23 protein-coding genes are annotated in these 25626 nt (G+C 46.2%); 19 read left to right on the plus strand and 4 right to left on the minus strand.

The window, feature by feature from the left end; genetic code table 11:
* Positions 1–172 precede the first annotated feature (172 nt).
* Both F452_RS0107625 and F452_RS10840 read right to left on the minus strand, forming a co-directional pair.
* Positions 173–1861: a sulfatase-like hydrolase/transferase gene (locus F452_RS0107625; protein WP_018965621.1), complete on the minus strand. Its 1689-nt coding sequence runs from the start codon at positions 1859–1861 to the stop codon at positions 173–175.
* Between the two features lie 7 nt (positions 1862–1868).
* Positions 1869–3668: a phosphoethanolamine transferase gene (locus F452_RS10840; RefSeq protein WP_052114563.1), complete on the minus strand. Its 1800-nt coding sequence runs from the start codon at positions 3666–3668 to the stop codon at positions 1869–1871.
* A gap of 1683 nt (positions 3669–5351) precedes the next feature.
* On the opposite strand from F452_RS10840, the gene F452_RS0107645 reads away from it, so the two are divergent.
* The 16 genes from F452_RS0107645 (at position 5352) to F452_RS0107720 (ending at position 20972) form a co-directional block, all read left to right on the plus strand.
* Positions 5352–6713, plus strand: a complete 1362-nt coding sequence (locus F452_RS0107645; RefSeq protein ID WP_018965625.1) for a nucleotidyltransferase family protein — start codon at positions 5352–5354, stop codon at positions 6711–6713.
* On the plus strand, positions 6703–7251 hold the full coding sequence (locus tag F452_RS0107650) for a hypothetical protein (RefSeq protein WP_018965626.1): 549 nt from the start codon (positions 6703–6705) through the stop codon (positions 7249–7251). Before F452_RS0107645 ends, F452_RS0107650 begins: the two co-directional genes overlap by 11 nt.
* A gap of 14 nt (positions 7252–7265) precedes the next feature.
* The gene (locus F452_RS0107655; protein WP_152567419.1) at positions 7266–8408 is read left to right on the plus strand and encodes a hypothetical protein; all 1143 of its coding nucleotides are present in this window, start codon (positions 7266–7268) and stop codon (positions 8406–8408) included.
* Positions 8405–9919 (plus strand): type III-B CRISPR-associated protein Cas10/Cmr2, encoded by a 1515-nt coding sequence (cas10, locus tag F452_RS0107660; protein ID WP_033317171.1) that lies wholly within the window; start codon positions 8405–8407, stop codon positions 9917–9919. Before F452_RS0107655 ends, cas10 begins: the two co-directional genes overlap by 4 nt.
* Positions 9920–9921: 2 nt before the next feature.
* Complete coding sequence (gene cmr3 / locus F452_RS0107665; RefSeq protein WP_026292297.1) at positions 9922–11034, plus strand: type III-B CRISPR module-associated protein Cmr3; 1113 nt, start codon at positions 9922–9924, stop codon at positions 11032–11034.
* A gap of 28 nt (positions 11035–11062) precedes the next feature.
* On the plus strand, positions 11063–11770 hold the full coding sequence (cmr4, locus tag F452_RS0107670) for a type III-B CRISPR module RAMP protein Cmr4 (protein ID WP_018965630.1): 708 nt from the start codon (positions 11063–11065) through the stop codon (positions 11768–11770).
* Positions 11767–12240, plus strand: a complete 474-nt coding sequence (locus tag F452_RS0107675) for a type III-B CRISPR module-associated protein Cmr5 (RefSeq protein WP_018965631.1) — start codon at positions 11767–11769, stop codon at positions 12238–12240. The genes cmr4 and F452_RS0107675 overlap by 4 nt, the downstream gene beginning before the upstream one ends.
* The gene (cmr6, locus tag F452_RS0107680) at positions 12237–13055 is read left to right on the plus strand and encodes a type III-B CRISPR module RAMP protein Cmr6 (RefSeq protein ID WP_018965632.1); all 819 of its coding nucleotides are present in this window, start codon (positions 12237–12239) and stop codon (positions 13053–13055) included. The genes F452_RS0107675 and cmr6 overlap by 4 nt, the downstream gene beginning before the upstream one ends.
* Before the next feature lie 123 nt (positions 13056–13178).
* Positions 13179–13304, plus strand: a complete 126-nt coding sequence (locus tag F452_RS13040) for a hypothetical protein (protein WP_262497958.1) — start codon at positions 13179–13181, stop codon at positions 13302–13304.
* Positions 13305–13966: 662 nt separating this feature from the next.
* Positions 13967–14422 carry a thioredoxin-dependent thiol peroxidase gene (gene bcp / locus F452_RS0107690; protein WP_018965634.1) on the plus strand — a complete coding sequence of 152 codons (456 nt, stop codon included), beginning with the start codon at positions 13967–13969 and terminating at the stop codon, positions 14420–14422.
* Positions 14423–14441: 19 nt separating this feature from the next.
* Positions 14442–15464: a recombinase RecA gene (recA, locus tag F452_RS0107695; RefSeq protein WP_018965635.1), complete on the plus strand. Its 1023-nt coding sequence runs from the start codon at positions 14442–14444 to the stop codon at positions 15462–15464.
* A gap of 73 nt (positions 15465–15537) precedes the next feature.
* Positions 15538–16503 carry a GNAT family N-acetyltransferase gene (locus tag F452_RS0107700; RefSeq protein ID WP_018965636.1) on the plus strand — a complete coding sequence of 322 codons (966 nt, stop codon included), beginning with the start codon at positions 15538–15540 and terminating at the stop codon, positions 16501–16503.
* On the plus strand, positions 16500–17861 hold the full coding sequence (locus F452_RS0107705) for a polysaccharide deacetylase family protein (protein WP_018965637.1): 1362 nt from the start codon (positions 16500–16502) through the stop codon (positions 17859–17861). The genes F452_RS0107700 and F452_RS0107705 overlap by 4 nt, the downstream gene beginning before the upstream one ends.
* Positions 17858–19099 carry a glycosyltransferase gene (locus tag F452_RS0107710; protein ID WP_018965638.1) on the plus strand — a complete coding sequence of 414 codons (1242 nt, stop codon included), beginning with the start codon at positions 17858–17860 and terminating at the stop codon, positions 19097–19099. The genes F452_RS0107705 and F452_RS0107710 overlap by 4 nt, the downstream gene beginning before the upstream one ends.
* Before the next feature lie 14 nt (positions 19100–19113).
* On the plus strand, positions 19114–20184 hold the full coding sequence (locus F452_RS0107715) for a chorismate mutase (protein ID WP_018965639.1): 1071 nt from the start codon (positions 19114–19116) through the stop codon (positions 20182–20184).
* A 26-nt stretch (positions 20185–20210) separates the two neighbouring features.
* Positions 20211–20972, plus strand: a complete 762-nt coding sequence (locus F452_RS0107720; RefSeq protein WP_018965640.1) for a C-GCAxxG-C-C family (seleno)protein — start codon at positions 20211–20213, stop codon at positions 20970–20972.
* 264 nt (positions 20973–21236) lie between these two features.
* On the opposite strand, the gene F452_RS12850 is transcribed toward F452_RS0107720, so the two are convergent.
* Positions 21237–21815, minus strand: a complete 579-nt coding sequence (locus F452_RS12850) for a hypothetical protein (protein ID WP_235315025.1) — start codon at positions 21813–21815, stop codon at positions 21237–21239.
* Positions 21816–22441: 626 nt separating this feature from the next.
* On the opposite strand from F452_RS12850, the gene F452_RS0107730 reads away from it, so the two are divergent.
* Genes F452_RS0107730 through lpxZ form a run of 3 tightly spaced genes read left to right on the plus strand, consistent with a single transcriptional unit; the run spans position 22442 to position 25111 of the window.
* Positions 22442–22906 (plus strand): NfeD family protein, encoded by a 465-nt coding sequence (locus F452_RS0107730; protein WP_018965642.1) that lies wholly within the window; start codon positions 22442–22444, stop codon positions 22904–22906.
* Between the two features lie 28 nt (positions 22907–22934).
* The gene (locus F452_RS0107735) at positions 22935–23915 is read left to right on the plus strand and encodes an SPFH domain-containing protein (RefSeq protein ID WP_018965643.1); all 981 of its coding nucleotides are present in this window, start codon (positions 22935–22937) and stop codon (positions 23913–23915) included.
* Complete coding sequence (gene lpxZ, locus F452_RS0107740; protein ID WP_018965644.1) at positions 23912–25111, plus strand: lipid A deacylase; 1200 nt, start codon at positions 23912–23914, stop codon at positions 25109–25111. Before F452_RS0107735 ends, lpxZ begins: the two co-directional genes overlap by 4 nt.
* Positions 25112–25257: 146 nt before the next feature.
* Here the strand turns inward: lpxZ and F452_RS0107745 are convergent.
* Positions 25258–25626, minus strand: a 369-nt coding sequence (locus tag F452_RS0107745; RefSeq protein WP_026292299.1) for an NAD(P)(+) transhydrogenase (Re/Si-specific) subunit beta, incomplete at its 5' end; no start/stop codon positions are given.

The following is a 25626-nucleotide window of genomic DNA, read 5'->3' on the forward strand; positions in this document are numbered from 1 at the left end:
TTTTTCGGGTCAAAGATGTCGTCCCGCAGCTTGCGGCGACCTTTTTCGGCCATGCAATGCAGATTCCCCGTCGAACATTCCCCCTTTTGCCCAAAGCACCCCTAATCCTCTTTTCTCACTGTGAAATGTGGAAAACAATGCTACCCTCCCCGTAAGAGGGGCAGTATCCGAATTATTCTTCCTGTACAACTATCGACTTGTTCTTGAAATACTCGAAACCCAATAATCGGGTTAGCCATTCGGGAAAGTCGGCAGTCGAATATGTTTTACCGATAAGGGCCTGTATTTGTTCGCTCCAATCGGGTCGCAACCGCTTCATTTCAGGGCTTAAGTAAATCATGAAAGGAACACGGCTACGATCCGCCTCATCGATCGGTGTCCCGTCATACGGATGCGTATCGCCCTGTACTCCAAGATTGCCCATATAGATGACAATGGAAGGTGTACTGCTATAGAAATCGATGATTTTTCCAAGTATATGGTCGTGATACAGCAAGAGATTGTGGTATTGGGCTAAAACGTCTCTATCATCAGGCTGTATGTTGTCGAAGACTGTGAAATGACGACGATCAAAAGTCCAAAAGTCCCTGTTGACACGAGACCAAATACTCCCTTCTCCACCTTGTAAATGAATAACACTGAACACGGATTGGCTCCCCTGCCGATAATCGGTCAAATGTTCGAGCACAGCCTCGTCGAGAGGCGAATTGCCGTTCCAGCATTCCTCCGAGGCACGCAGATTGACATGATAGGAAGAGTCGCAATCGGCAGCAAGCTGGGGTACTACATCCAGCCAGGGAGTTGCTTTGGGCGTATTGTCGAGCCAAAAAGTTCGATAACCGGCCAGTCGCATGACTCCGGGCAAAGTGGGATAGACATCCCAGCTGCTTTCGTCTCCGGGGTCGTAATAGGACAGTGCTTGCGCCATGGCAAAGTGGGGCGTATTGTCCGCGGTGTAAGCCTTGTCTAAAATGAACAACTCCTGAGAAGCTATCAGAGAATCGATAGTCGGCGTATTCTTTATATAATGTCCATAGCAGTGCATCAGGTGCGGATAAATAAGCCGGTCATAGACTACGATCACATTGTGAGGAGTGTCGATCGTTCGCTCTCTGTGCAAGTGATTCTCATGAGGGGCTTGGGGATGGTAGTAAATATTGGACAGGGAGATCTCCTTTTGGGCCATCCTATTGCTTAGCCAAAGTCGTTCGGGTAATGACATCGCATTGTAACGAATCCAATTGCTCCGGTAGGCTGCATATATATATTTGGCATGCCATACTCCGAGAAAAATCATCAGTAAAACAAGAACGATCAGCCCCCAACGTCCTCGATGGAAACCCCTGACGGAAGTCGGCATCTTGCCCATCAATATCAATAGCAAAGAGAATCCCTTTCTGACAGACCAAGGCAGCAATCGGGCTATGACAAAAGCGACTAAGAGCAAAAGTAGTCCACGACCAAAAAGCATCGCGTTTCCACCGGACCGGAAGAACCCGATAGCCTCGGATGGATTGGTTGCCAGTATAGGCTGCGCCATGGCTCCGGAAAAAGGAAGGCGGTAGATGTTGATCAGGTAGAAATCCGTGAGGAAAGAAACACAGATATAGACCAGTTCTATACCGATTACAATATTACGTATGATTCTATTAGGGATGAAAGCCGGTACAAGGTAGCCCACCAGAGACCATGCCAGCAATGCCCTCAGCATTCTCATCTGCCCCTGGCTATCGACTCCCATAGCTTGTAGCTCAAGGAGGTTGAAAAATTGGACAAGGAAAAGAAAAATCAGCAGCCAGATCAGTTGATAGAGACGCCTGTCCAATCCTAAAAAGAATGCGCCCATTTGTTTTCGTTCCATTTTCGTCTTATTTGCTTTGATATTCAGGATGCTTGGGTGTAAACTCTGTTAAGGCATCCCAGCCTGTGATAATTCTTTTTCGAGAATAGTCATACTCGTCGCTCCAGAGCTCCAGCAGAGGATTGCTGTAGCTGTTCTTGATGCCCATAAGGGCAGCAAGGGAATTGGGCAGGAGGTCTGTCATGAACGGTTTCCTGTGCGCTGTTTTCACCTTATCGCTTATATCGGGGTTTTCGGCCATAAAGCGAGGACTCATATATACCATAAAGGGGATTTGTAGAGCAGTGGGAGCATTGGCATGCACAATGGCCTGCGAATGTTTGGGATCATCGTAGCGCACCAAACCGTGATCGGAGAGATAGATAACGATGGCAGAAGAGTTCTCATACCGTTTGATGATCTCACCGAGCACATAATCGCTATAGTAGACGGAGTTCATATACTGAGCAGAAAGCTCGTTTTCTTCCAAGGCATGCGATTCGGGGATATCTTTTCCCGAGAATTTGGCATAATCGGCGGGATACCGATCCTCGAATAAGGCATGGCTCCCCATGAGATGAATGATCTGCAGCAGATTTGTGCCACATTGTTCATGGCTCTGAAGCAGTGGTAGTATGGCTTCGTCGTAGGAGTTGTTTTGCTTTCCCCACATCCATGTCGTAGTAGAATAGTGTGTGGTGTAGAAAGTGCTATCGCAAGTTTGGGCGATGGCTGCTACCATTTCGACAAAGAAGCCGCTCTTTTCCTGATTGCTGCTCCAATGTGTGCGGTACCCGGCCGAGCTGAAAGCCCGCGAAAGGGTAGGATAGTCCAGCCAGTCGGTCTCCTGCTCGGTGTTCGTTTGGTGGTATGTAAGCACCGACTTGAGAGATGAGTTGGTATTTGCGGCACAGGTGACCACATCGTCGTAAAGAACCATATGGCCCATAGCGCAGAGAGAGTCTATAACCGGCGTATTAGGCAAAGGATAGCCATAGCAATGCATATCCAGCCTACGAAGAGATTCGCCCATGACCAATACGACGGTATGCGGCTTGCGTTGCGGAGAGATGGAAACATCCCCGAAGGAATGAGAAGTGAGCGATTCCACCATACTGCTCATCGAAGCATTATCCTGTATGGCATGCATCGTGCCCAGTACGAAGCGTTCGCTCAGAGCCAATCGATTGTATGGGGTGGATTCATCCAGCTTGTAAAACTCTTTGCGCGAAGCGACAACGGAAATGATAAAAACGACCGAAAACAAAACAACATATGCACCACGTCCAAATAAATATCGGATGCGACACAGTAGAGGGAAAATCAGTCTTCTGCCAATGGATATTGCAGCTAGCAAGAGAAGGATGGCTCCTCCTTTCGCCCACGAAGCAAAGGTGATACCACCCAAGAAATAGCCCGGATTGGCTTCGGATGGATTGTTCGTGTGGAAATGTATCAGAACGCTATCCGTGATAGGTGTGTCCCAGAGCGTCAATAAATGGTATTCGTATATAAACAGGACGGAAAACGGGACAACGATCAAGGCGGTGAGTATATGCCTCAACCATTTGTTAACTGCAAGAGAGGGCAAGATCCAGATGAACGCTGTCAGGGGCAAAGCTCCGGTAAGAAAAGGCAGGAGCCAATCGGTCTTGATCGTCGTTTGATGGTAGAAAAAGGCTGCATTAACGACCTGCAACAATAATAAATAACAGAGTAAAGAGACCGAAGAGTAACTCAAGAGTCTGTTTCTTACGGCTCGTATATATAGAGAAGATGTTCCGCTACTTTCTGTATGATAAAGTTCCGAATCCTTTTCAGTTTTCATCGTTGTTAAATTTGGTTGTCGTGCAATACAAAAGTAGATAAAAAAGAAGTTTTATCGGACTTCCTTATCTGATATAGATGGGGCTATTTCGATTCCCTGAGAATGATCGATCTTCTTATCTTTGCTGCCGGTAAAGCTAAGGATAGCAAGCAGATTGCTCTATCCTACACTCTTTACCCGCTCAATACCAATACATTAGATAAACTGCTAATTGCTACCCGACATGTACACCGACTTCTCATATCCCCTTCATCTGCCGATTTGGCTGCTACAACCGCAGCCCATTTATCTATGTTCCATCAACGCCATAGAAAATAAAGAACATATATTCTATTTTGCGTAGGGGCGGAATACCCTTTCGATACACCTCTCAAGAGACCGGGCACCCATTGAGTTTGCAGTAAAACTCGGTGGGTGCCTTTGTTTTATCACCTCCCGAATCGGCCTTTTTCGTCCTGCGATTTATATACAAATCATTTACGATCTATATATTTATTGAAAACGTTTTATATACAAATCGAAAACAATCTATATATAAATTGAAAATGCTTTATATATAAATCGTTTTCCGATCTTCCGAAAAGCAGATTCTCTCTTGCAAAAGTCCGTTTTCTCGTCTTTTTCGCTTCCGGAATCTGTCTCTTTCGGGTGCTTATTTGGAATCATTCCAAACTCCGCTTCGTTGTTGAAAACTTTTTTGGCACGTATTTTCGAAGATGCCGGGATGCTGTTTTTGTATTACCCTCGAAGCCTGAGTCATTCCTTTTCGTGAAGTCATGATCCGGCTTCGAGAGTACTGTATTGTAGGGTGTCTGACAACTGCTAAGCGAGCTAAAATTCATTCTGTGCAAATCCCCAATGATCCGGCAAAAAAGCAGAAAAACATCGCTTTCGATTTTCGAAAAAAAGCTCTTTTCGAAGCGTTCGCTTCATAGCGAAACGTGCTGTAGACTTCGACCGCAAATGCTATTTCATGCCTCGATTTGCTTTGAGCAGTGCTCTCAAGCATAGCGAGTGATATTCCCATCTCTATGGCCATATATTCAAGCAGCAGAAAGAGTACACAACAGACGAAAGCAAGTGGAACGAAGCTACATCTCGTTTGCTAATCCGAGCCGATCAAACACAGCCGGCATGGCTATTAAGATGGTGGATGAGAGACCTTTATCCCCTCCTTAGCCGAACTGACTATACAATACAACCGATGGGATGAATCCTTCGCCCTCAGGGTGGCGAAGTTACTCTTGATCGAAATCCATGTCATACCCATCCTATAAGATCGGAAAATACTTATCTTTGTTTCGTTCGTATGCTTTTCTTTTGTATTTGATCATTTCCCTACTGTCGGATTGAGAAAAGCATGGGAAAAAAGTCTCCGAATACATACTTTAGAAAAAAACTAAATCACCCATTCTATGAGTTCTACTACGCATAGCAGGCATATTTTTATTTTCCCTTTTCAGTGGGATTGTAGGAGGATTTTCCATAAAAAAGAAAATACTTCTAAGAGCAAGAATATACATATAAGAGCGTCAGTGTATTTTTCAAACAACCTAATGGAATACCAATATTCTTAAGATATTTGGTCATAGATATTTTATCTATTGAATCAAGATAATTGCATAAATTTAATCCGAATTAAGATATAACTACAATTTATAAGAATACTTATTTCTATAGATTATGAAGACAAAAAAAACATTCAGGGGGAAATGGACTATCCAGCAAGCTCGAAAATATTTATTTGAGAGATCAAAAAAACACCGAAACAAAAGCAAAACGTATGGATGGTTATCTTTGGTATGTATTGTGATCATACCCTTCTGTGATTTTATAGGCTTAATGCCTGATTGCTCTACCAAACAGCTTATAAGTTCGAAAGGAGGACTATCGCTTATTTTTGGATTATTGTCTATTGGGTCTCAGATAGCGTCTTGGAAACATTTCTTGAGATATAAGAAAGAAGGAACTAGAGCGAGGGAAATCTTGAAACTGGAGATTCTATACAACATCTCCAACCGAAGAGAAATAGAAGCACTATTATTCAAATATATTCCGGAAATTGAAAGAAGAAACAAAAAAGAAAATGTACATTTTTATTCATGCTACAACGATGAATACTTTAATACCCCCAAGGAATTAAATGTTTATCAGGAAATTTCCTATAGAATATTAGAAAATTGTATTTGGAATAGGCACCTATATAAAAAAATGCGTGAAAAAGACGGAAGAATATTACTTGGATTCATTTTTTTTGTTTCTCTACTATTTTTTATTTCTCTTCTTCTTCCTTTTATTGTAAATAATATTCCTGATGATTTATATATGAAATTCGTTTATTTGATAGGACTTATTGTCGTTTCGTCATTATCCTTCAATTTTTTCGAAAGGTACAAAAATCTTAAAATAGTAATTTCATCAATAGATAATCTCGTTAAAGACTTATATTCCGCAAGAATCGAAACGGATGCAAAATTCCTTCAAGTTTATAATTCATATACTGATATTATTTTAAAATCTCCTGACATACCAGACAAAATTTACAAGGAAAATAAAGATATTCTGAATAAATCATGGGAAGAAATAAATAAGAATCTACCATTGACAAATACTTCTTTAGCGATAAAAGAAGTCCTTCCAATAATAAAGAGTATCCTTGATGAAAATCAGATAGAATGGGCAGTAACAGGATCTGCATCAAAATTCCTGAAGGGAGAATCAATCTATTGTGGAGATATAGATATTCTTCTGGCAAATCAAGGTGATTATACTAAGGTAAATAAATTATTGAATGTTTTTCTAGTTGAAGAGATTCAATTTTGCCACTCTCAGGATATTAAATCTTTTTACGGAAAGTTCAACATGGGAGGTATAAATATTGACATAATATGCGATGTAGAGAATTATACATCATATGGATGGATAAGACACCCTGATTTCAACAAAAAACATATAACTTTCTACAAAGAAAAATATCCCGTAACCACTGATGATTTTGAAAAAAAAGTATTTGAAATAATCAACAAGAAATCCAATGGAAAATAATGATTATCTTTTGAGACGAGTACAGGAGTATAAGACAGATTTTGCCTGCTATGCATACTCTTGTTTTAATGCCTTTAATCGATTAAGCAATCTTGAGCAGAGGAAAATCAAGCATATCAAATTGATGAATATTTTCTCTCTTTCTTTATCTGTTTTTTCGATAAGTGCTTTTATGACCCAATTTCTAGAATCTATACCTAAGGAGATAAGCTTGCTATTAGCCACAATACTTGGCTTTATTTCTATTATACTCAATTTATTTTCTATTTTGTCAAAAGAAGAAAGTCAGTCTAAGAAGTATTTCATTCGTGCAGAGAGAGTTAATGTACTTTGGAAAGAAGTTCGAAATATAGAAGCTTTAATCTATTCAGGGAAAATCTCAGCAGAAGAAGTCATAGACAATCTTAATTATTTCCAGAAAGAAACGGAAAAACATGCTACCGATCCTCTTTATATCTCGCCAGAAGATTATGACAAAGCCAGAAAACAATTGAAGGATGGGCAAAAGTCTTATAATGAAAAGGAATTAAATAATTAACAAATAAAATGCTTATGGAAATCCTAACATTCGAACTTATACAGCATACCCCTATTATCCATTTTCAGGCAGGTGATATGGGTGCAACCCTCCGAGCTTCGGAAGTCAAACCGAAGCTGGATAAGTATTTAATTCAAAAACTTGGAAAGGAGTTCATAGAATCAAAGGGATGGTGTATTCCCGGCCAACCGAAAGCCTTGGATTATAAGCTTAGTTTTAAAATAGAAGAAAAGGCCTCCATTGAATATTATCTGCCGATTAGTAATATGGGAGATCAGAAAAAGGCCAAACTTCAGGAGGATATAGACAGACACAATATCTTCAAGGGTATCCAAATACTATCCCCATCACCCTACTTCGCAAATGAAGAAGGTGTGAAGAATGAGCGGGTCAATTGGGATCTTGTGAGGCTTGCAATACTCACTAGAGGCCATATTGTGGGGGAAGTTTACACCAAATACGAAGATTTGCGCTGTAGACTTATAAAGCATTTGGAGAATTTCTTCCTCCTTCACAATTTCGGCACGCGACAAACCAAGGGATTTGGGAGTTACTCTGTTTTTTCAATAGAAAACAAGCCCATTCCCAATTCAAGGAAAGATATTGCCAAAAAGATGCAGGAAAATGATGTTGTGGATTGCTTAAAGAGCCGAAACGACGACATCGGATACCAGTTTCGCCAGATATGGAAATTCCACAACAAAATTAAAACCGGGCCCCAAGGCTCCTATTCGGAACTAAGGTGCTACTATCATGAACAGTCCATAGAATGGGAAAAACCGATAGCACGTCGGATGTTAAACAGATCAGAAGAGACGGGAACCAAAAACTTCCCCAAACGCTATATTCGAGCTTTATTGGGGCTACATCAGCACTTTGAATTTCCCAATGATAAAAACAACAAGGAAATCATCAAAATTTCTCATGAGAGTATCGACCGCTTCTCTTCTCCTATTACCTATAAGCCCATCGGAGGAATTATTTATTTGATACTGAATGATATTCCGGATGAGATGTTCAATACAAAATTTACATTCTCTGCGAATGCTGTCTGTGATGAATTTGTCTTGACACCAGAAAAAGACAGTTTTGATATTGCTGATTTCATGGGATTTATCAAGGATAGCAGTTTAATCGATGTAACAACATTATTATGACATACACAGCAATAACCATAGGGCCGATATGTAAGACTTTGTCCAAAGCCCGGAACACCAAATCTTTTTGGAGTGCCAGTTTCATTTTCTCTTGGATCATGCGAGAGTTGCTCGGAAGAATATCAGAAAAGTATGGCAAAGAAATTATTCTTTCTCCACATTATTCGAGCGACACCAATGCCCCAAAAGGTGTCGGCTTATTTCCCGATAGAGCCTTTATCAAAGGCGAGGTCACAGACTTCGATGACATTAAAAGGAGGGTACTCGAAGATTTGGCCCAAAAATTTGAGGGAGTAAAAGATATTGAAGCCTACCTCCAAGAGTATATCTCTATCTCTCATGTTCGGATAGAATATCAAGATCAAACAGAAATTTTTACCAAGCTCAATCAATACTTGGATACCCAAGAACTAAGACAACGAGCCGTGACTTTTTCTTCGGATCATATTTCCGATTTCATACAGAGAAACAATGCCTTTATCGAAGAAGAGTTTGAGGGGAGACCGTTTGATTCAATATCCGAAATAGCAGTATCCGGTTGGCTAACACGCGATGAAACTCGTAAATACCTCAATGGAGAGCAAGAGGTAGACTATCGCAGAATATCCCAAGAAAAAAGAGAAGACTTCCTGAACTGCTATAAGTATATGGCTATCGTAAAAGCCGACGGGGATAGTTTCGGTTCGTTCATTAAGGGGCTATCTCCCAAAGAGATGGGGACATTTTCCGAAAAATTTTTCAATTTCTCCACAGACGTTGCTGAAAAATTCAAACCGGCAAAAGTGGCAAAAGTAGCAAAAGCAGTGCCCATCTATATCGGAGGAGACGATCTGTTCTTCTTCGCTCCGATTCTTCGGGATGGCAAAGACGATGTATTCGATCTGATAAACGAGGTGGACGACTGTTTCAAGTCGTTCCGCTCTGAGCTGAGCAATGCGGGAGATCTTTCCATGTCCTACGGGGTCAGCATCTTCTACTACAAAAGTCCGATGTCCGAGGCTATGGATGTGGCTACCAAGATGTTGTTCGACAAAGCCAAGGGCTATGAAGGCAAAGACCGGGTAGCCGTCTCTATACGAAAACATAGTGGCAAGACTATCGAGTTTGCGCTGCCATGCAAGGAAACAGCAAACAGGACTCAGGGCAATGGGCCTTCTTTGTACAATGAAGCTCGCCGGCTGATGAAAGATCTTCGTGAAGATGGGGCCATGATCGAAGGCTTCATCCATTGGCTTGGCGAGATGTACGATGCCGTAATAGCTCCGATATTGGATATGCAGATGCCCGATGAAATGAAGAAGATCCGCCTGAGTGCTCTCTGTAAGAACTTCTTCGATGAAGAAATCCATCAAGAGGAAAAGGCAAGGAAATTCATGGGCGAAGTATTCGACTTCCTATACCTCACAAGCAGCGAAAAGGAAACTCCCCGATGGGATCATGAAGAGCGTAAGAAGCTTCTCTACGGTATCTTGCGCTACTGCCAATTCGTAACCGATAAAGAAGAAAGATGAATATGTATACCTATTTAGTGACACTCACACCCATTGAGAAATTCTTCTTTGGACAAAGAAATACATTCGAGGACGACAATGTCAATTACTTTGTTCGCTCATCATATTTCCCCCAACAGACGGCTCTATTGGGCCTGATGCGCTTTCAAATACTGCAAAGTGCCGGAGAGGAAGTCTTTGGGGAGAATAAAATCCAAGACAAAGAAAAAGCCCAAAGCCTGATAGGTCGGGCCGGCTTTTCGCCTTTCCCGCTGGATAAGAAGAGCAGCGACTTCGGTATAATCGAAGGTCTGTCGCCCGTTTTTCTGATGGACAGAAAGAACAACAAAACGTATCTGCCTGCTGGAAAAAGGTACCAACGAGAAGCTGAAGAAAAACCGTATACCCTCCTAAAACTCTCAAATTCCAATGGGGCAGCTCTATTCAGAACATACTCTTCCAAAGCAAAGCATCCGAATATGTGGATCTCTCCCGACGGGCTTATCAAAGAAGAAGACTTCTTTATCGAAGACAGCCGTGTCGGCATTCGCAAAAACTACGAGGGAGGAACGGATGACAAATCATTTTTTTATGAGACCTTCTATCGTTTCAATAACGAGGAGTGGAGAGAGCTGTGCTTCGCTTTCTACATCAGGCTGAAAGAGAAGAGAGCACTCTCCGACAAAATAGTACACTTGGGAGGAGAACGCCAACCCTTCCTGATGAATGTAACCCCTCTCCGAGAACAGACCGAAGGCTATAATCGCGCTGTAGCAGCAATCGGGTATGAAAAGGATCCCAACTATTGCACCGTTTTGCTCCTTTCGGATGCTTATATCGAGGCTGCTGTTGCAGAGACTGCATTTTTTGCCGTCACAGATGTAAGGGAGTTCGCTTGTCTTCTCACCAATCTCGAAACGAAAAGATATTACAACAGGAATAAGACTCGAATACAAGAGCTAAACGATAAGTCCAATAGCGATATGTGTGTCAGCAAGGAGATAGAACTCTATGCCAGAGGTTCGCTCTTTTACTTCACATCCGAGAAACAAGCAAAGGAATTCCAATCCAAAGTGGCCGATTCGCACTTCCATGCGATAGGATACAATCATACAACTCTAATCTCTAATCTCTAATCTCTAATCAATAACCATCAAACAAAATATGAAAACAGCAGTATACATGATCCGATGCCTGACCAACCTCCATGTAGGTGTAGGCGGTGCAAACTACAATGTGGTGGACAACCCCGTACAAAGGGATGTAACCGACAGAAGGCCCTGCATATATTCTTCCAGCTTGAAGGGAGCCTTGAGACAGTTTTTTGCCTCTCTACAGCCGGATACCATCGATATAGACTACATATTCGGCCCCGATAACGACGGAGCGGCCGAAAAAGACAATAAAACGGGACACTTCAATTTCCTGCAAGCCAATCTCCTGGCGTTTCCTATACAAGCAAGTGTGAAGGAGGATATACCCGAGGGCTACAAGCTCTGTTCTTGTCCGGCATGGAAGGAGTCTCTTAAAGAGCTGGGACAGCATATGGGGGTGGCCGGTATAGTTTTTCCGGACTTTACCGAGGAAGAACAAAAGGTATTGGCCGATGCGCACGAGAGTCTTCCGATTATCGCCAGAAATTATCTGAAAAACGGGGAAAGCAAAAACCTCTGGTATGAAGAGGTAGTACCCGCTGAGTCGCGATTCGTATTCTTCGTTACCTATCCTGAAAATACCGGTAAGGAAAAGCCCGAAGATATATTCAAGAAGTTCGATGCATTGCTGACGAACGAAAAGAGCATTGTACAGATCGGTGCGAACAGCTCGATCGGCTATGGATTGTGTAAGATCACTAATATCACTCAACTATGATAGTCAGGAAGCAAGAGATACAAGAATTGATCCCCACAGCCATGGCTGCCATAACCGCAGTAGGCATAGCCGATGAACAGGGGGAAATAGAGAAAGTGCACGAGGGATATATCAATGCTCTTGGGCCTAATATCTTACAGTCAGGACTTCTGCCCACACTGATTTTCTACAACAAAGGGACAGAGGACAACAGCGAAGGCGACCGCAAGCTGTGGCTGAAGGCCCTCTATTATATGTATAATGAGACTGATACAGACAAACGAGAAAACGTTGCGGATTGGAAGCAAGTGGAGCCTACCACGATCATAAAAAAAGTGATCGGAGGGGAAGGGGGAACCATCAGGGAGATTCGGGAAAAAAGAAAAACCGAATTGCTCGCGAGGGAACGAATACTCCTGAAATACGCTGTAACGCTAAAGCTGGCCACCCGTACATTTAAGATCGCAGACAAGGAAGGAGGACAATCATGAACTACGGCAAATGGTACTACAGAGACTACTTCGAAACCCTGAAGCTAGATGGCGACGGCAATCTCCTGAATACAGACAAATTCAATAAGGAGACTGACAAGCTGAAAGCCATAAACCAACGTCCCGCCAAAGAAGATCCGGTATTCAAGTTGATTCCGGGATTTACCTGTTTCGAACTGAAAACCTCTTATCCGGGATTGCTCTGCGGCATCGGCTACCATCATGAGATCAACAAATCGGAACGAAATGAGCAAAACGCCAATCACGATCAGCAAGAAGATAGAGACAGTGGAGCCTTCTATCAGCTCGGCATGTACTTCGATTACACTTCGGGACTGCCTGTTATCCCCGGGTCTTCTATAAAAGGGGCATTGAAATCAGCCATTGAAAAGTGGGATTTTTTGAAATACAAAGAACTCAATGGCTCATCGACATGGAAAGGAAATGATAAAGAACACTTTCTCGACTATGTATTCGAGGGGAAAGGTCTTTCCGGCTATAAGCAGGATATTTTCTTGGATGCTATTCCCGTAGAGAGCGACAAGACTCTCTTTGGAGACGATTACATCACAGCTCACAAACACCCTTTGAAAAACCCTACACCGATCCGTTTTCTCAGGGTGAACCCCGGCGTAACATACCGATTCCGCTTTATTCTGAAAGACACCAAGATATTGGTAGACGGAAACGAAATAGTCTTTTCGGCAACAGACAAAGAAAAGTTATTCGAAGAGATAATACTTATGTTCGGACTCGGAGCGAAGACCAACGTAGGGTATGGCCGATTTGTCGAGAGCAGCGACAACGCAAAATAAGCTTGTTGTAATAATCAGAGAGTATGTAAGGCAGCCGTCGAGTTTACGACAAACTCGGCAGCTGTCGCTGTTTTATCGAGTTTGCATCGTTTTACAGCCTTTCGGAGCATACTTTGGAAGGAGGTGAGCTACGCTCTACAGCTACTCGGGCTACGCCGTAGAGCGTACCGAGCTACGCTCTACGGCTCTTCGAGCTACGCTGTAGGGCTCGTTGCGTCAGGCTCTACGGCTCAGCTCAGCCGTCTGTAGGGCTCCCGGAGCGGAACTCCACGGCTCGGCTCGCTACGCTGTAGAGCGTACCTCGCTGAACTCTACAGCGTAGCTCGAAAAGCTGTATGGGATAGCTCGTCATCCTCTACGGCATACCGCCATACACTCTGTACTCATGCTGTACGAGTCCTCAATGATCCGGTAAAAACAGAAAAACATCGCTTTCGATTTTCGAAAGACAGACAGGAAAGTCCCATGCCGGCAGTCCGATCAAGCATGAAAGAGAGAGCCTGCATGACCGGTAGAAGAGACAGCTGCAACGGCAGGAAGAGGTATCCGATTTGATGGTCACCGAACCTGGAGCTTTCGTCGGTATCAGCTGGAACCATCTGCTCGTAAGGAAAGGGGGACGGACGATCTGCAAACAGCCTGCTGCATAGGTCGAGCAAATCAGTATCATCAGCGACGACATCTCTCTAAGCAGCAATGTCACCAAATACTGTCGCCAAAAGAACATCAGGATCGTATTCCACAGTACCAAAGGCGAAGCACAGAGTAAAGTTCTCTAACGATCTTTCTCCCCTCGCTCTTTCCATGATAAATACGGTCGATAAGGTAATCGAGATACTTCGTAAAATTAGGAACTGTAGGGTGTGACCTTTTTGTTACCTTTGTTCGATATAATTCAGACAGACAGAACAATGATACAAATAGGAGACCGTATCCCTGAGATTCTTGGGATAGACCAAGACGGGAACGAAGTCAAAAGAGACGATTATCGCGGACGAAAGATCGCACTATATTTCTACCCCAAAGACAATACTTCGGGATGTACGGCACAGGCATGCAGCCTGCGCGACAGTCATGGCGCACTTCGTGCTGCCGGCTACGAAATCATCGGAGTGAGTCGTGATTCGGCCAAGAGCCATCGCAATTTCCGAGAGAAGTACGAGCTTCCTTTTCCGCTGATCGTGGATGAGGACATGCGTCTCAACGAGCTATTCGGCGTTTGGGTGGAAAAAAGCATGTACGGACGCAAATACATGGGGACCGAACGCACTACTTTTCTCACGGATGAGGAGGGTATAGTCACACGCATCATCAGAGGCAAAGAGGTCAAGACCAAAGACCACGCCGACCAGATACTAAACGGATAATACAACAAGATAAAGATATATGGCAGAAGAAAAGATACCCGCGGTGCAGGACGAAAAGAAACTGCAAGCCCTGCGAATGGCCACGGAAAAGATAGAGAAGACATTCGGAAAAGGTGCTATCATGAATATGGGAGCCAATACGGTGGAGGATGTAAGCGTTATCCCCTCCGGCTCCATCGGATTGGATTTGGCTCTCGGTGTGGGCGGTTACCCTCGCGGACGTATTATCGAGATATACGGACCGGAATCTTCCGGTAAGACCACTCTGGCCATCCATGCCATTGCCGAAGCGCAGAAAGCCGGTGGCTTGGCAGCTATCATAGATGCCGAACATGCTTTCGACCGCACCTATGCCGAAAAGCTGGGGGTCAATGTGGATAATCTCTGGATAGCACAGCCGGACAACGGTGAACAGGCTTTGGAAATCGCCGAACAACTGATTCGCTCTTCTGCTGTCGATATTATCGTTATCGACTCCGTAGCAGCCCTTACGCCCAAAGCGGAGATCGAGGGCGAAATGGGCGACAACAAAGTCGGTCTGCATGCCCGTCTGATGTCGCAAGCACTGCGTAAGATGACCGGAGCCATCAGCAAATCCAATACGACCTGTATCTTCATCAACCAGCTACGTGAGAAGATCGGTGTTTTGTTCGGCAATCCGGAGACCACCACAGGGGGGAATGCACTGAAATTCTATGCATCCATCCGCATCGACATTCGCAAGAGCACACCTATCAAGGATGGGGAAGAGATCATGGGACACCTGACCAAGGTGAAAGTGTTGAAAAACAAGGTGGCTCCTCCGTTCCGCAAAGCAGAGTTCGATATCGTATTCGGAGAAGGCATTTCGCGTTCCGGCGAGATCATCGATTTGGGTGTAGAGCTGGATATTATCAAGAAGAGCGGATCGTGGTTCAGCTATGGCGATACGAAGCTGGGACAGGGCCGTGAGGCTGCCAAGGAAATGATTCGGGACAATGAGGAATTGGCCGAAGAACTGACTGAAAAAATACGCGAAGCCATTCGCAACAAACATTCATAAAGCAATCTTGGATGAGGAGATCGAAGGCGTTTGAGCATATCGGAGGCTTTTCGGTCTCTTCCCTTGGATAGTGATGAAGCAACGCTATCGGGAGCTATGCCGGCGAGGAGTGCCCATTCCTCTATACCTGCAGGATTGGTGGCTGGACGCTGTATGCGGTGTCGGCGAATGGATGGCTTTCGTCCTTGAGGAGGAAGGGACGGCTTCAGGCGTGATGCCATGTTATATGCCGGTACCCGGTCATATCAGCATGCCGCCCTTCACCCAGTTTTTGGGATCCTACAGTCTCATAGGCAAAAATGAAGACGGCACAACCTCCTTTCGTACCCAGCGCAGGGTACACGATATGCTGCGCTCCATGCTTCCGCCTCATAAGTCCTTTATGGTACAATACTCCAAGGATTTTACCGATTGGCTCCCCTATTACTGGCAGGGTTACTCTCAGACTACGCGATATACATACAGACTAGATCTAAGCCCGGGGATCGATGTTGTACGGACAGCTATTCGCCCCGACGCCATGAAGAAGATACGTAAGGGGGAAAGAGACGGACTCCGCTACACGTCGGCCACGGTGGACGACCTGCTGCGCCTCTGTCGTATATCCATGTCCCGACAGGAAGCAAAAGGATTTGCATCGCAGACATTGCAACGGGTGGCGGAAGCCGCCATCGAAAGACAAGCAGGTGAAATAGTCGGCTGTGAAGATAGCGAAGGGCATCTGCTGGCTGCCGTCTTCCTCGTCCATGATCATGACACAGCTTATACGATTGCTTCCGGCCAGATTCGTGAAGGACAGGGGCGCAATGCCGGAGCTTTTGTCCTGTATGAGGCCATTCGGAGGGCTTGTGAGATGGAAGGCATTCATACATTTGACTTCGAAGGTTCCATGCTGGAGGGGGTAGAAGGATTCTTCCGCTCGTTCGGAGGCGTGCAAACGCCCTATTTCCGACTGTCCAAAGGCCGGATTGGCTTATGTGGCCGACTAAGACGTAAATGGCGGGCCTTTCATGATGCCGGTCAGCAAAAACAGGTATGAATACTGAAGTAATCCACTACATCATTCGTTTTCTGATCGGAGATGAAAGCGGAAGCGATCAGCTCCTCAGCCGCATCGGTTATACCTCGAAGCAGAGCGAGATGTCCCGATACAGCATTGTCATCCGTGCTTCAAACTTCTTCGATTCGGATATTTACGGTACCGATAAGGCTTTTCCCTCGTTACCACTGAAAGAGTGGGAGGGCGTACCGCTCCTGTTCGGAGAGCCGACCGAAGAGCTGTTGGAAGAGAGCGACACGCTGGTGCTGAATGCCGACATTGTCGCCTCTACATATTTTCTGATCTCTCGCTACGAGGAGATGTACCGGCGTAAACATCGAGATATACACGGACGATTTCCGGGAAGAGAGTCCTTACCTTTCAAGGCAGGATTCCTGCAGCGTCCTGTCGTAGATGAATACGGGGCCATCCTGCGTACTAAAATTCGTCAGATGGGCTGGCCGATAAAAGACCCTGTCCCCCATTTTTCCATGGTGAATCTGACGCATGACGTAGACGAACCGTTCGAGTACAGAGGATGGAGAAGCTTTGCCCGAGCATTGATCAAGGAACGCAAATCTCCCTTCAAGGCTTTTCGTCTGGCTTATGCCAATCCGTCAAGCGATCGCTTTTTTACTTTTCCCCGTTTTGTGGATTGGGACAAAACATTGCGCAGCAAAATGCAGGATCACTGTCGGATTATCTTTTTCTTCAAAACACCCGGAAAGGCCCCACAAGATGCGCCGAACTATTCGCTGAGAAAACCGCTCTATCAACCGCTCCGATCTTTGGTCGAAAACAATGGAATAGTGATAGGACTCCACAGCAACTACTCCGCCGGACTGAACCCCGAACTGATCGGAAAGCAGCGTAAGCAATTGATGAGTGATACCGGCGCGGTGGTGGACTGCAACAGGCATCACTACCTTGCAGCCCGTGAGCCGGAGGACATGCAAGCCCTAATCTCGGCGGGTATCAGACACGATTACTCCATGGGATATGCCGATGTTGCAGGTTTCCGCCTCGGTACATCTCGTCCCGTTCGCTTCATCATGCCTTCCACAAGACGGCTGAGCGAACTGATCCTGCACCCACTTACGCTGATGGACTGTACGCTGGACAGGCGGGAATATATGGGCTTGGATGAAGCTGCAGCCACGAAGTTGTGCGAGGTGCTGCTGAAGCATACTTTCACCCACGGAGGAGAAGCCACACTTCTCTGGCACAACGAATACCTCTCTCGTGACATCCATCCTTGGCATGCCCGTTTGTATCGCGAGGTGTTGCGACTGATAGAAACCATGGAGGAAAAACAGGAGAACGAATCTCCTGACTACGAAACGGCCACCGATCAATGAAACGGGTACTCATCTTCGCTGACATCTTCCCACCGGCTTTCGCTCCGAGAGCAGCCTATCTGACCAAATACCTGCTTCGCTTCGGTTGGGAACCTTACGTAATAACGGAAAAGATGCCTGCTCCGGCATCCCAGTCACATGGCGATGTATTCGGCGGATTCTGCACCGATATTCCGGTAACGGCAATCGATCTCTCTTCACCTTCTTATGCGATCCGTTCGGCTCGTCTGTTCGGCGAATTGGCTTGGGAGCAGAAAGAAGAGCGATTCTACAAAGAAGCGGTGAAAGCTTTTCCCAGTGTCAAATTCGATGCTGTACTTTGTCTTACCTATCGCAAGTTTCCCCTTGCTACAGCTTGCCGCTATGCACGAGCACATCGATTGCCTTGGGTGGCAGATTGCCGCGATGTGATCGAACAGTACAGCAAGTACGATTTTCTTCCTCGTGGCAAGCGACTGCCAAGTCTGCTGATGAAGTGGCTCCGACACCGCTATATTTCCCTCCGAAACCGTTATCTCCATGAAGCCGATCGTGTAGTTTCAGTATCTCCTTGGCACTGCAATCTGCTCGCAGAAATTAATCCTCGTACAGAATTGATCTACAACGGCTATGATCCCGAACTTTTTTCTCGAGGATCGCTCCCTTGTGACAAATTCATCCTCTCCTATACAGGACGATTGCTGACTTCGGAAATGCACGACCCTACCCTTTTGTTCGAGGCTTTGGCTTCTGAAGCCCTTCAGGAGGTGCGCAAAGAGAGACGAATAGAACTTCACTGGTATGTGGACGAACACTCCCGTTCTATCCTGCAACCGCTGATTCGGCAGTATGGCCTGGCCGATATGAGTCGCTTTTTCCCGATGGTTCCGGCCCTTCAGGTACCTGAAATATTGCGTCGCAGCAGTATCCTGCTCCAGTTGGGTAATACAGAGAAGCCCGGAGGTCCTCATGGCATAGTATCGACCAAGTTATTCGAGTCGTTGGCCATGGAAAAACCCATCCTGATGGTAAGGAGCGATGAAGCTATCGTGGCAGATATTATATCGAAGGCCGAGGCCGGATTGGCTGCTCGGACGACAGAAGAGGTAGCTACGTTCCTGAACGATCAATATACGCGCTGGAAGGCAGAAGGGGATACATCCCTTCCTAATTCGAACAGAGATTTCATTTCCACTTTTTCACGAAAGGAGCAGGCAGGACAATATGCTCGTCTGCTCGAAACTATTGTCGCTAACTAATTCAGCATTGCATCATGAAGTACCGTGATTTTGCACCGTTGCTTCTTCCCTTGGAGCCTAATACGACAGTTATTGCCGGCCCTTGCAGTGCCGAGAGCGAGGAACAGATAATGACTACAGCTCGTGCACTTAGGAACGAGGCCGGCATTCGTATCTTTCGTGCCGGTCTGTGGAAACCTCGTACTCTTCCCGGTTGCTTCGAAGGAGTGGGAGAAGTCGGGCTGCCTTGGTTGGTGCGTGTACAGGACGAATTGGGTATGCTTGTGGCCACGGAAGTGGCTACTCGCGAGCACGTAGAGCAAGCCATGCAAGCCGGTATCCGAATACTTTGGTTGGGCGCACGAACTACATCCAATCCCTTTGCCGTACAGGAAATTGCCGATACGATAGGCAAGGACGAATCGGTGATTGTCCTTGTCAAGAACCCGATCAGTCCCGATTTGGATCTGTGGACAGGAGCCTTGGAACGGCTTCGGCAGTCCGGAGTTCGACAGATCGGAGCCATCCACAGAGGATTCAGTACCTATGCGACCAAGACGTTTCGCAATCCTCCCCATTGGCAGATCCCTTTCGATCTGAAAAGACGTTTCCCTTCGCTTACCATCCTTTGCGATCCGAGCCATATTACGGGACAGAGAGATCGGATCGAATCCGTCAGCCAGCAAGCGATGGAAATGAATTTCGACGGACTGATCATCGAATCGCATTGCTCTCCTGACAAGGCTCTAAGCGATGCAGGCCAGCAGATAACGCCCGCCGTTCTTGCTCAAATACTCCGGCACTTGCGTATCCCATGCCGCCAATCCGAGAAGCAGGACGAAGAGTTGATCTCATGGCGCATGCAGATCGATCAGATAGATGAGAATATTGTGGAATTGCTTGCACGGCGGATGCAAGTAGCATACGAGATAGGCATGTTCAAAAAAGAGCACAATCTGGCTGTCGTTCAGAACCTGCGTTACGAACAGCTCCAACGCAATTGCGCACGCACTGCTACCCTCTTGGGTTTGGACGAAGCATTCGTATCGGAGCTCTTCAGTCGTATCCATGAGGAATCTGTCCGTCTGCAAACCCTTGCTCCCTAAAAGCCGCACACTGACGACTGCACATCATGAATACTCACCACATCGTTATCAGCATAGGCAGCAACTATGCCGCAGAGATCAATATTCCTGCGGCTATGCGTCTGCTGCGGGGGTCATATCCGACGATCTGCTTCTCCGAGCCCATCGAGAATGATCCCATTGACTTTCCATACCCGTCCGGTCGCTTTACCAACCTGACCGCCCATTTTTATTCGACGGAGGACAGGGAAGAAGTCGGGCGAAAGCTGAAAGGAATAGAATTGCAGTTGGGCAGAACGTATACCAAACCCTTCGATGGCCGCGTAGCCATCGACATCGACCTGATTGCATGGAACAATACAATACTGAAGCATGTTGATTATTCGAGGCCCTATATTCAATCCGGCCTACAAGAACTGCGTATCAATATCCAAACACAACCCGATATGACGAAAGAATCCAGATCGGAAACATTTTTCCACAACAAACCGAACAATTGGAACTGCGCACAAGCTGTTCAAAAAGGATTTCAAGATTTGACCGGCATGACCGACGAAGCGATCGAAGAAGAATACCGCCCCAAGGGAGGCGGAAGAGCCGAAGGCGGACTCTGCGGTGCACTCTATTCAGCCAACAGAATTCTTGAAGCCAAAGGGCTGCAACCTGTGAGTCAGGAGTTTCAAGCCCTTGCCGGCGGTATCACCTGCCGCGAGCTGAAGGGGGAACTAAAATACCCCTGTAACAACTGTGTCCGTTTAGCCGAAGAGCTTGTCGAACAAAGACTATCCGAATCTCAACCACATGACTGAGTATGAGGATGCGTAAAATCAGCTCCGAGTCAGCTTTTACCTCCATCTTCATCCTTTAAGATTCGTAAGTACGATACCGTAGTGTCCTAAACGTCGTCCATTTGGACAGTTGTAAAAACGAAGTGACCCACCGAAAAATTCGGTGGGTCACTTCGTTTTGGTGGGATTACTGAATGGAATATTCCATCCGTATCGTTTATGGGGCTATGTCCTCCTTTTTCCAGATGCAGAAAGGTTTTCTTTCATTCTGCACACCTTTTCCTTTTAGGAAGCGGAACCCTTGTACATAAACAATACGCTGATTTCCCAAGACACTGCGCTGTGTTTGTGGAATGTTCCCAGACCAATTACCGGCTTGAGGCGAACTGTTATCGTATCTCCGTTCTCCAGCGTTATGATGGAGTAGTCCACTTCCCGTTGTCTGTCGTATTTCCTATTTTCCATTTGCCGGCGAATATCGACATGATTTTTTAGTTCCAGGATTTCTTTTCCTTCGTGATAAATAATCGATACTTCGTGCCCTGCATTGGTGGCCTGTCGCTCCAGCTGGTTGGTGAGTTCGCTGCAGATTTCTATGGTCTCCCGTGTATCGCCTTCACAGCAATACTTGGCAATTACCATGTCCTCCACTTGACTTAAATAGAACCGATGTCCTTGGAATTCGGTGATGTATTCTCCTTTGAACTTGCCTTTTTCTTCTTTGGGGAAATTTCTGGCTTCCAGCTCTTTGAACAACTCCTGAGGGTTACTCACGGGAAGGTCCTGAAAAAATCTGATCTCCTGACTGTTTGCTACAAAACCGAGTAGCATACTTACTAAAACAACTGAAATTTTCCTTTTCATCTTGGTTCTGTTTTTATTTAGTTAATAACTGCTGTATCTCTGTATCCCGGTCCCAATTTGAAGAAAACTTTTCTGTTTCGATAGTTTGATGTATTTGTTTAATGCATATCCGAACGCTCCCAAGATACCAGAAAAATTGAATATGAAGCTACTTTTTAATCTAAGATTGAAAATAGTTTGCACATTCCATCTTCGATGAAAGAAACGCCTTTAGGGAGGTATTGCCGAGTGAGTGCGTTGAGATGTTCGATGTGCGGTTTATCCGTAGAGGTGTATCGCCTTGCAAAGTATATCGACACTTTGGGCGTCTTTTCAATCTTATTGAAGGCCATAAACTCCGGGCCGTCTCCGCTGTGGCGACAGCCTGTGCAGCGATTGGAAAACAATCGTAGGCGTACGATACCTTCCTGCACGGTGCAGGAGACCAGCGTAGGCCTACGGTCTTCATTGCAACGCAATGATTATCAGTGTTATATGACATTAAAGTGAAAAAAAGAATGACTATAGGAGTTTTCCCCTTTTTTTCAGTATGCATCACCTTTTCCTTTATCTTTGTAGGGCATGGTTTCGATTGTCGAAACCGGCTTTTGAAATCAAAATACTTCTAAGAAACATTTCAAAGAACTATGTTATTCGAATCGATTACTCCGGTGCAGTGGTGGCTGGTAGCAGGTATTCTGCTCTTCGTTTTTGAGATTTTTACCCCGGGTTTCTTCCTGGCTTGCTTCGGTGTGGGGGCTTTTGCTGCCATTATACCGGCGGCCTTGGGCTTGTCCATCGTGTGGCAGACCGTTTTCTTCATTGTGGCTTCGTTGCTCTCGCTCTTCCTGCTCAGGCCTTTTATGCAGAAGAGGGCAGAGAAAGCCTTGCCGCATGTGTCCACCGGAGCGGATGCCCTCGTTGGGCGGAAGGTGCTGGTGACGGAGACGATAGATCCGACGACGGACAAAGGGCGCGTGGCTGTGGATGGAGATATTTGGACGGCTCGCTCGCTGACCGGAGAGGTGATAGAAAAGGGTGTGCGTGTGGAGATCGTATCCTACGAAAGCATTGTCCTAAATGTAGTAGTCCTTGGTAACGACAAACAATAATAATTCAACAATAAAAACCTAATTCATTATGACAGCAACAGGATTTATCCTTGCAGCTCTGATCATTCTCGTGATAGCCATCATCGCCAATGGCTTGAAGATCGTGCAGCAGTCCGAGACCATGATCATCGAGCGACTTGGCAAGTACTATCGTACGCTCAGTTCGGGTGTTAGTATCATCATCCCCTTTATCGACAAACCCCGTCCCATACGCAAGCGCATCGCTTATACACTGCCCTCCGGACAGAATGTGGTGCAGTTCAAGGACGATACCCGTATCGACCTGCGTGAGACGGTGTACGACTTTGCTCGCCAGAGTGTGATCACGCGTGACAACGTGGTGACGGAGATCAATGCCATTCTCTATTTCCAGATCGTGGATCCCATGCGTGCCATGTATGAGATTTCCAATCTGCCGGATGCCATCGAGAAGCTGACTCAGACGAGTCTGCGTAACGTGATCGGTGAGATGGATTTGGATCAGACGCTGACCAGCCGCGATACCATCAACAGCAAGCTACGCGAAATCCTCGACGAAGCCACCAACAAATGGGGTGTGAAGGTAAACCGCGTGGAGCTACAGGACATCAATCCTCCGCGCGATATTCGCGATGCCATGGAGAAGCAGATGCGTGCCGAGCGTGACAAGCGTGCTCAAATCCTCCAAGCCGAAGGACAGCGAGAAGCTTTGATACGCGAATCCGAGGGTAAGATGCAGGAGTCCATCAATCATGCCGAAGGTGAGAAGCAGGCCAAGATCCTCAGAGCTAAAGCGGAGGCCGAGGCTAAGATACTGGTGGCCAAGGCCGAGGCCGAAGCTATCCGCCAGATCAGCGAAGCAGTAGCCGGTAGCGGTGCCAATCCGACCCAATACCTCATCGCCATGCAGTACATCGAAACGCTCAAGGACATCAACAAGGGCGATCAGGCCAAGACCGTTTACCTCCCATTCGAGGCTACTGGTATGCTCGGTGCCTTGGGTGGCATGAAGGATTTGGTGAAAGGATGAGACTCTCTGCCTTTCTTATCACTTTGATTATGATGCTGCCTGCTGTGCTTAGCGGGCAGCATTATTATTCCATGGGGGGAGAGCGACCGGAGACGGATACCATTCACCCCAATGAACTCTCTGCTTCGATCCGAAGTACACTCTTCTTTCGTAACAATGAGTACAATGCACGCTCGGTCAAAGGCTATACGTTGCCGGGTGCACGGGTTTCCGCTTTTGCCTCTTACTCGCTACCGGCAGCACATGGCGTGAAGCTTTCGCTCGGAGTATCTACCCTGAACTACTGGGGGGCAAGTCGCTATCCGGCCGGTATCGTTTATTCCGATTTACCTTATTGGACGGACTATAACGACTATGTACGCTTGCGTATTCTGCCTTATGTACAGGCCACGCTGAAGCCTACTGCCACGACTGCTCTGACGTTGGGCAATATAGCCGGCGGTACAGCTCACGGACTGATCGAACCGATCTACAATCCTGAGTTGGATTTGACGGCTGATCCTGAAGCCGGTCTGCAATTTCGGGGAGATTGGACACGCTTCCGCATGCATGTTTGGATCAATTGGTTGAGCATGATTTTCAAGAATGACAATCATCAGGAGTCTTTTGTCTTCGGCTTATCCACTACCTCCAAATTGCTGTCAAACGAAAGCAAATGGCAGCTCGAACTGCCCTTGCAGGCTATTGCCACGCATCGCGGTGGAGAATACAACTGGGCACAGCAGGATACCGTACATACATGGGTGAACGGAGCTATCGGACTTAAGCTTTCCCTTCGTCCTCGTACCGACAAACCCATGCGGATTTGGGGTTCTGCCTATGCTGTAGCGGCCTTATCAAGTGGAGGATACTTCCCTTACGAAAGAGGGTGGGGCGGTTATCTTTCTCTTGGAATGGACTTGGAACACCTCGTTTTTCGTGCGGATTATTGGTACGGCAGGCATTACGTTTCTCCCTTTGCTGCGCCTTTCGCCAATTCGCTGATGTATGACAAACAGCCTCTTCCGAGCGGCCGGGGCGATTATATTCGTCTCTATGCCGACTATTCGTGGCGGATGGCACGAAGCATTTCGTTGGCAGCTGTTGCTCGGGTATGGTCCCAGCCTTCGGATCGTTTTGCGATGAGCCACGCCTTGGAGCTGACGATGCGTATCGATCCCAATTTCCCGATAGCTTTTCTGAAAGGCAATCATTGACAGTTTTCGATACCTGCGAGTGCAGTCATCAGTGATCGTTTAGTCTGGTTAGTCGGGCAAATGCCAAAAGGAAAAGGACTGTCAAAGGAGTTTCCGGTCTCCTTGACAGTCCTTTCCGTTTGTATTGGGATGGATGTCGCTTACAGCTATACGATGTCCATTTCTTTCATGATTTCTGCCAGTGATTCCTTGGCATCTCCGAGTTTGAGGAATACCCCCGTTGCTCGTGTATAGAGGGGATTTTCCACACCGGCGTAACCGGGTTTGAGGTCGAAGTTGCAAATGATTACTTCTGGAGCGTCGTCCACGTTCAGTACGGGCATACCATAGATAGGCGTACCCTCTGCATTGCGAGCGGCAGGGTTCATTACGTCGTTGGCACCGATTACTACCACCGCATCCGTCTGAGCGAAGTCTCCGTTGATGGCATCCATCTCGAAGAGTTGGTCATAGGGTACATCGGCTTCGCACAGAAGTACATTCATATGTCCGGGCATACGACCTGCCACCGGATG

Source organism: Porphyromonas gulae DSM 15663, from assembly GCF_000378065.1.
Taxonomy (GTDB): domain Bacteria; phylum Bacteroidota; class Bacteroidia; order Bacteroidales; family Porphyromonadaceae; genus Porphyromonas; species Porphyromonas gulae.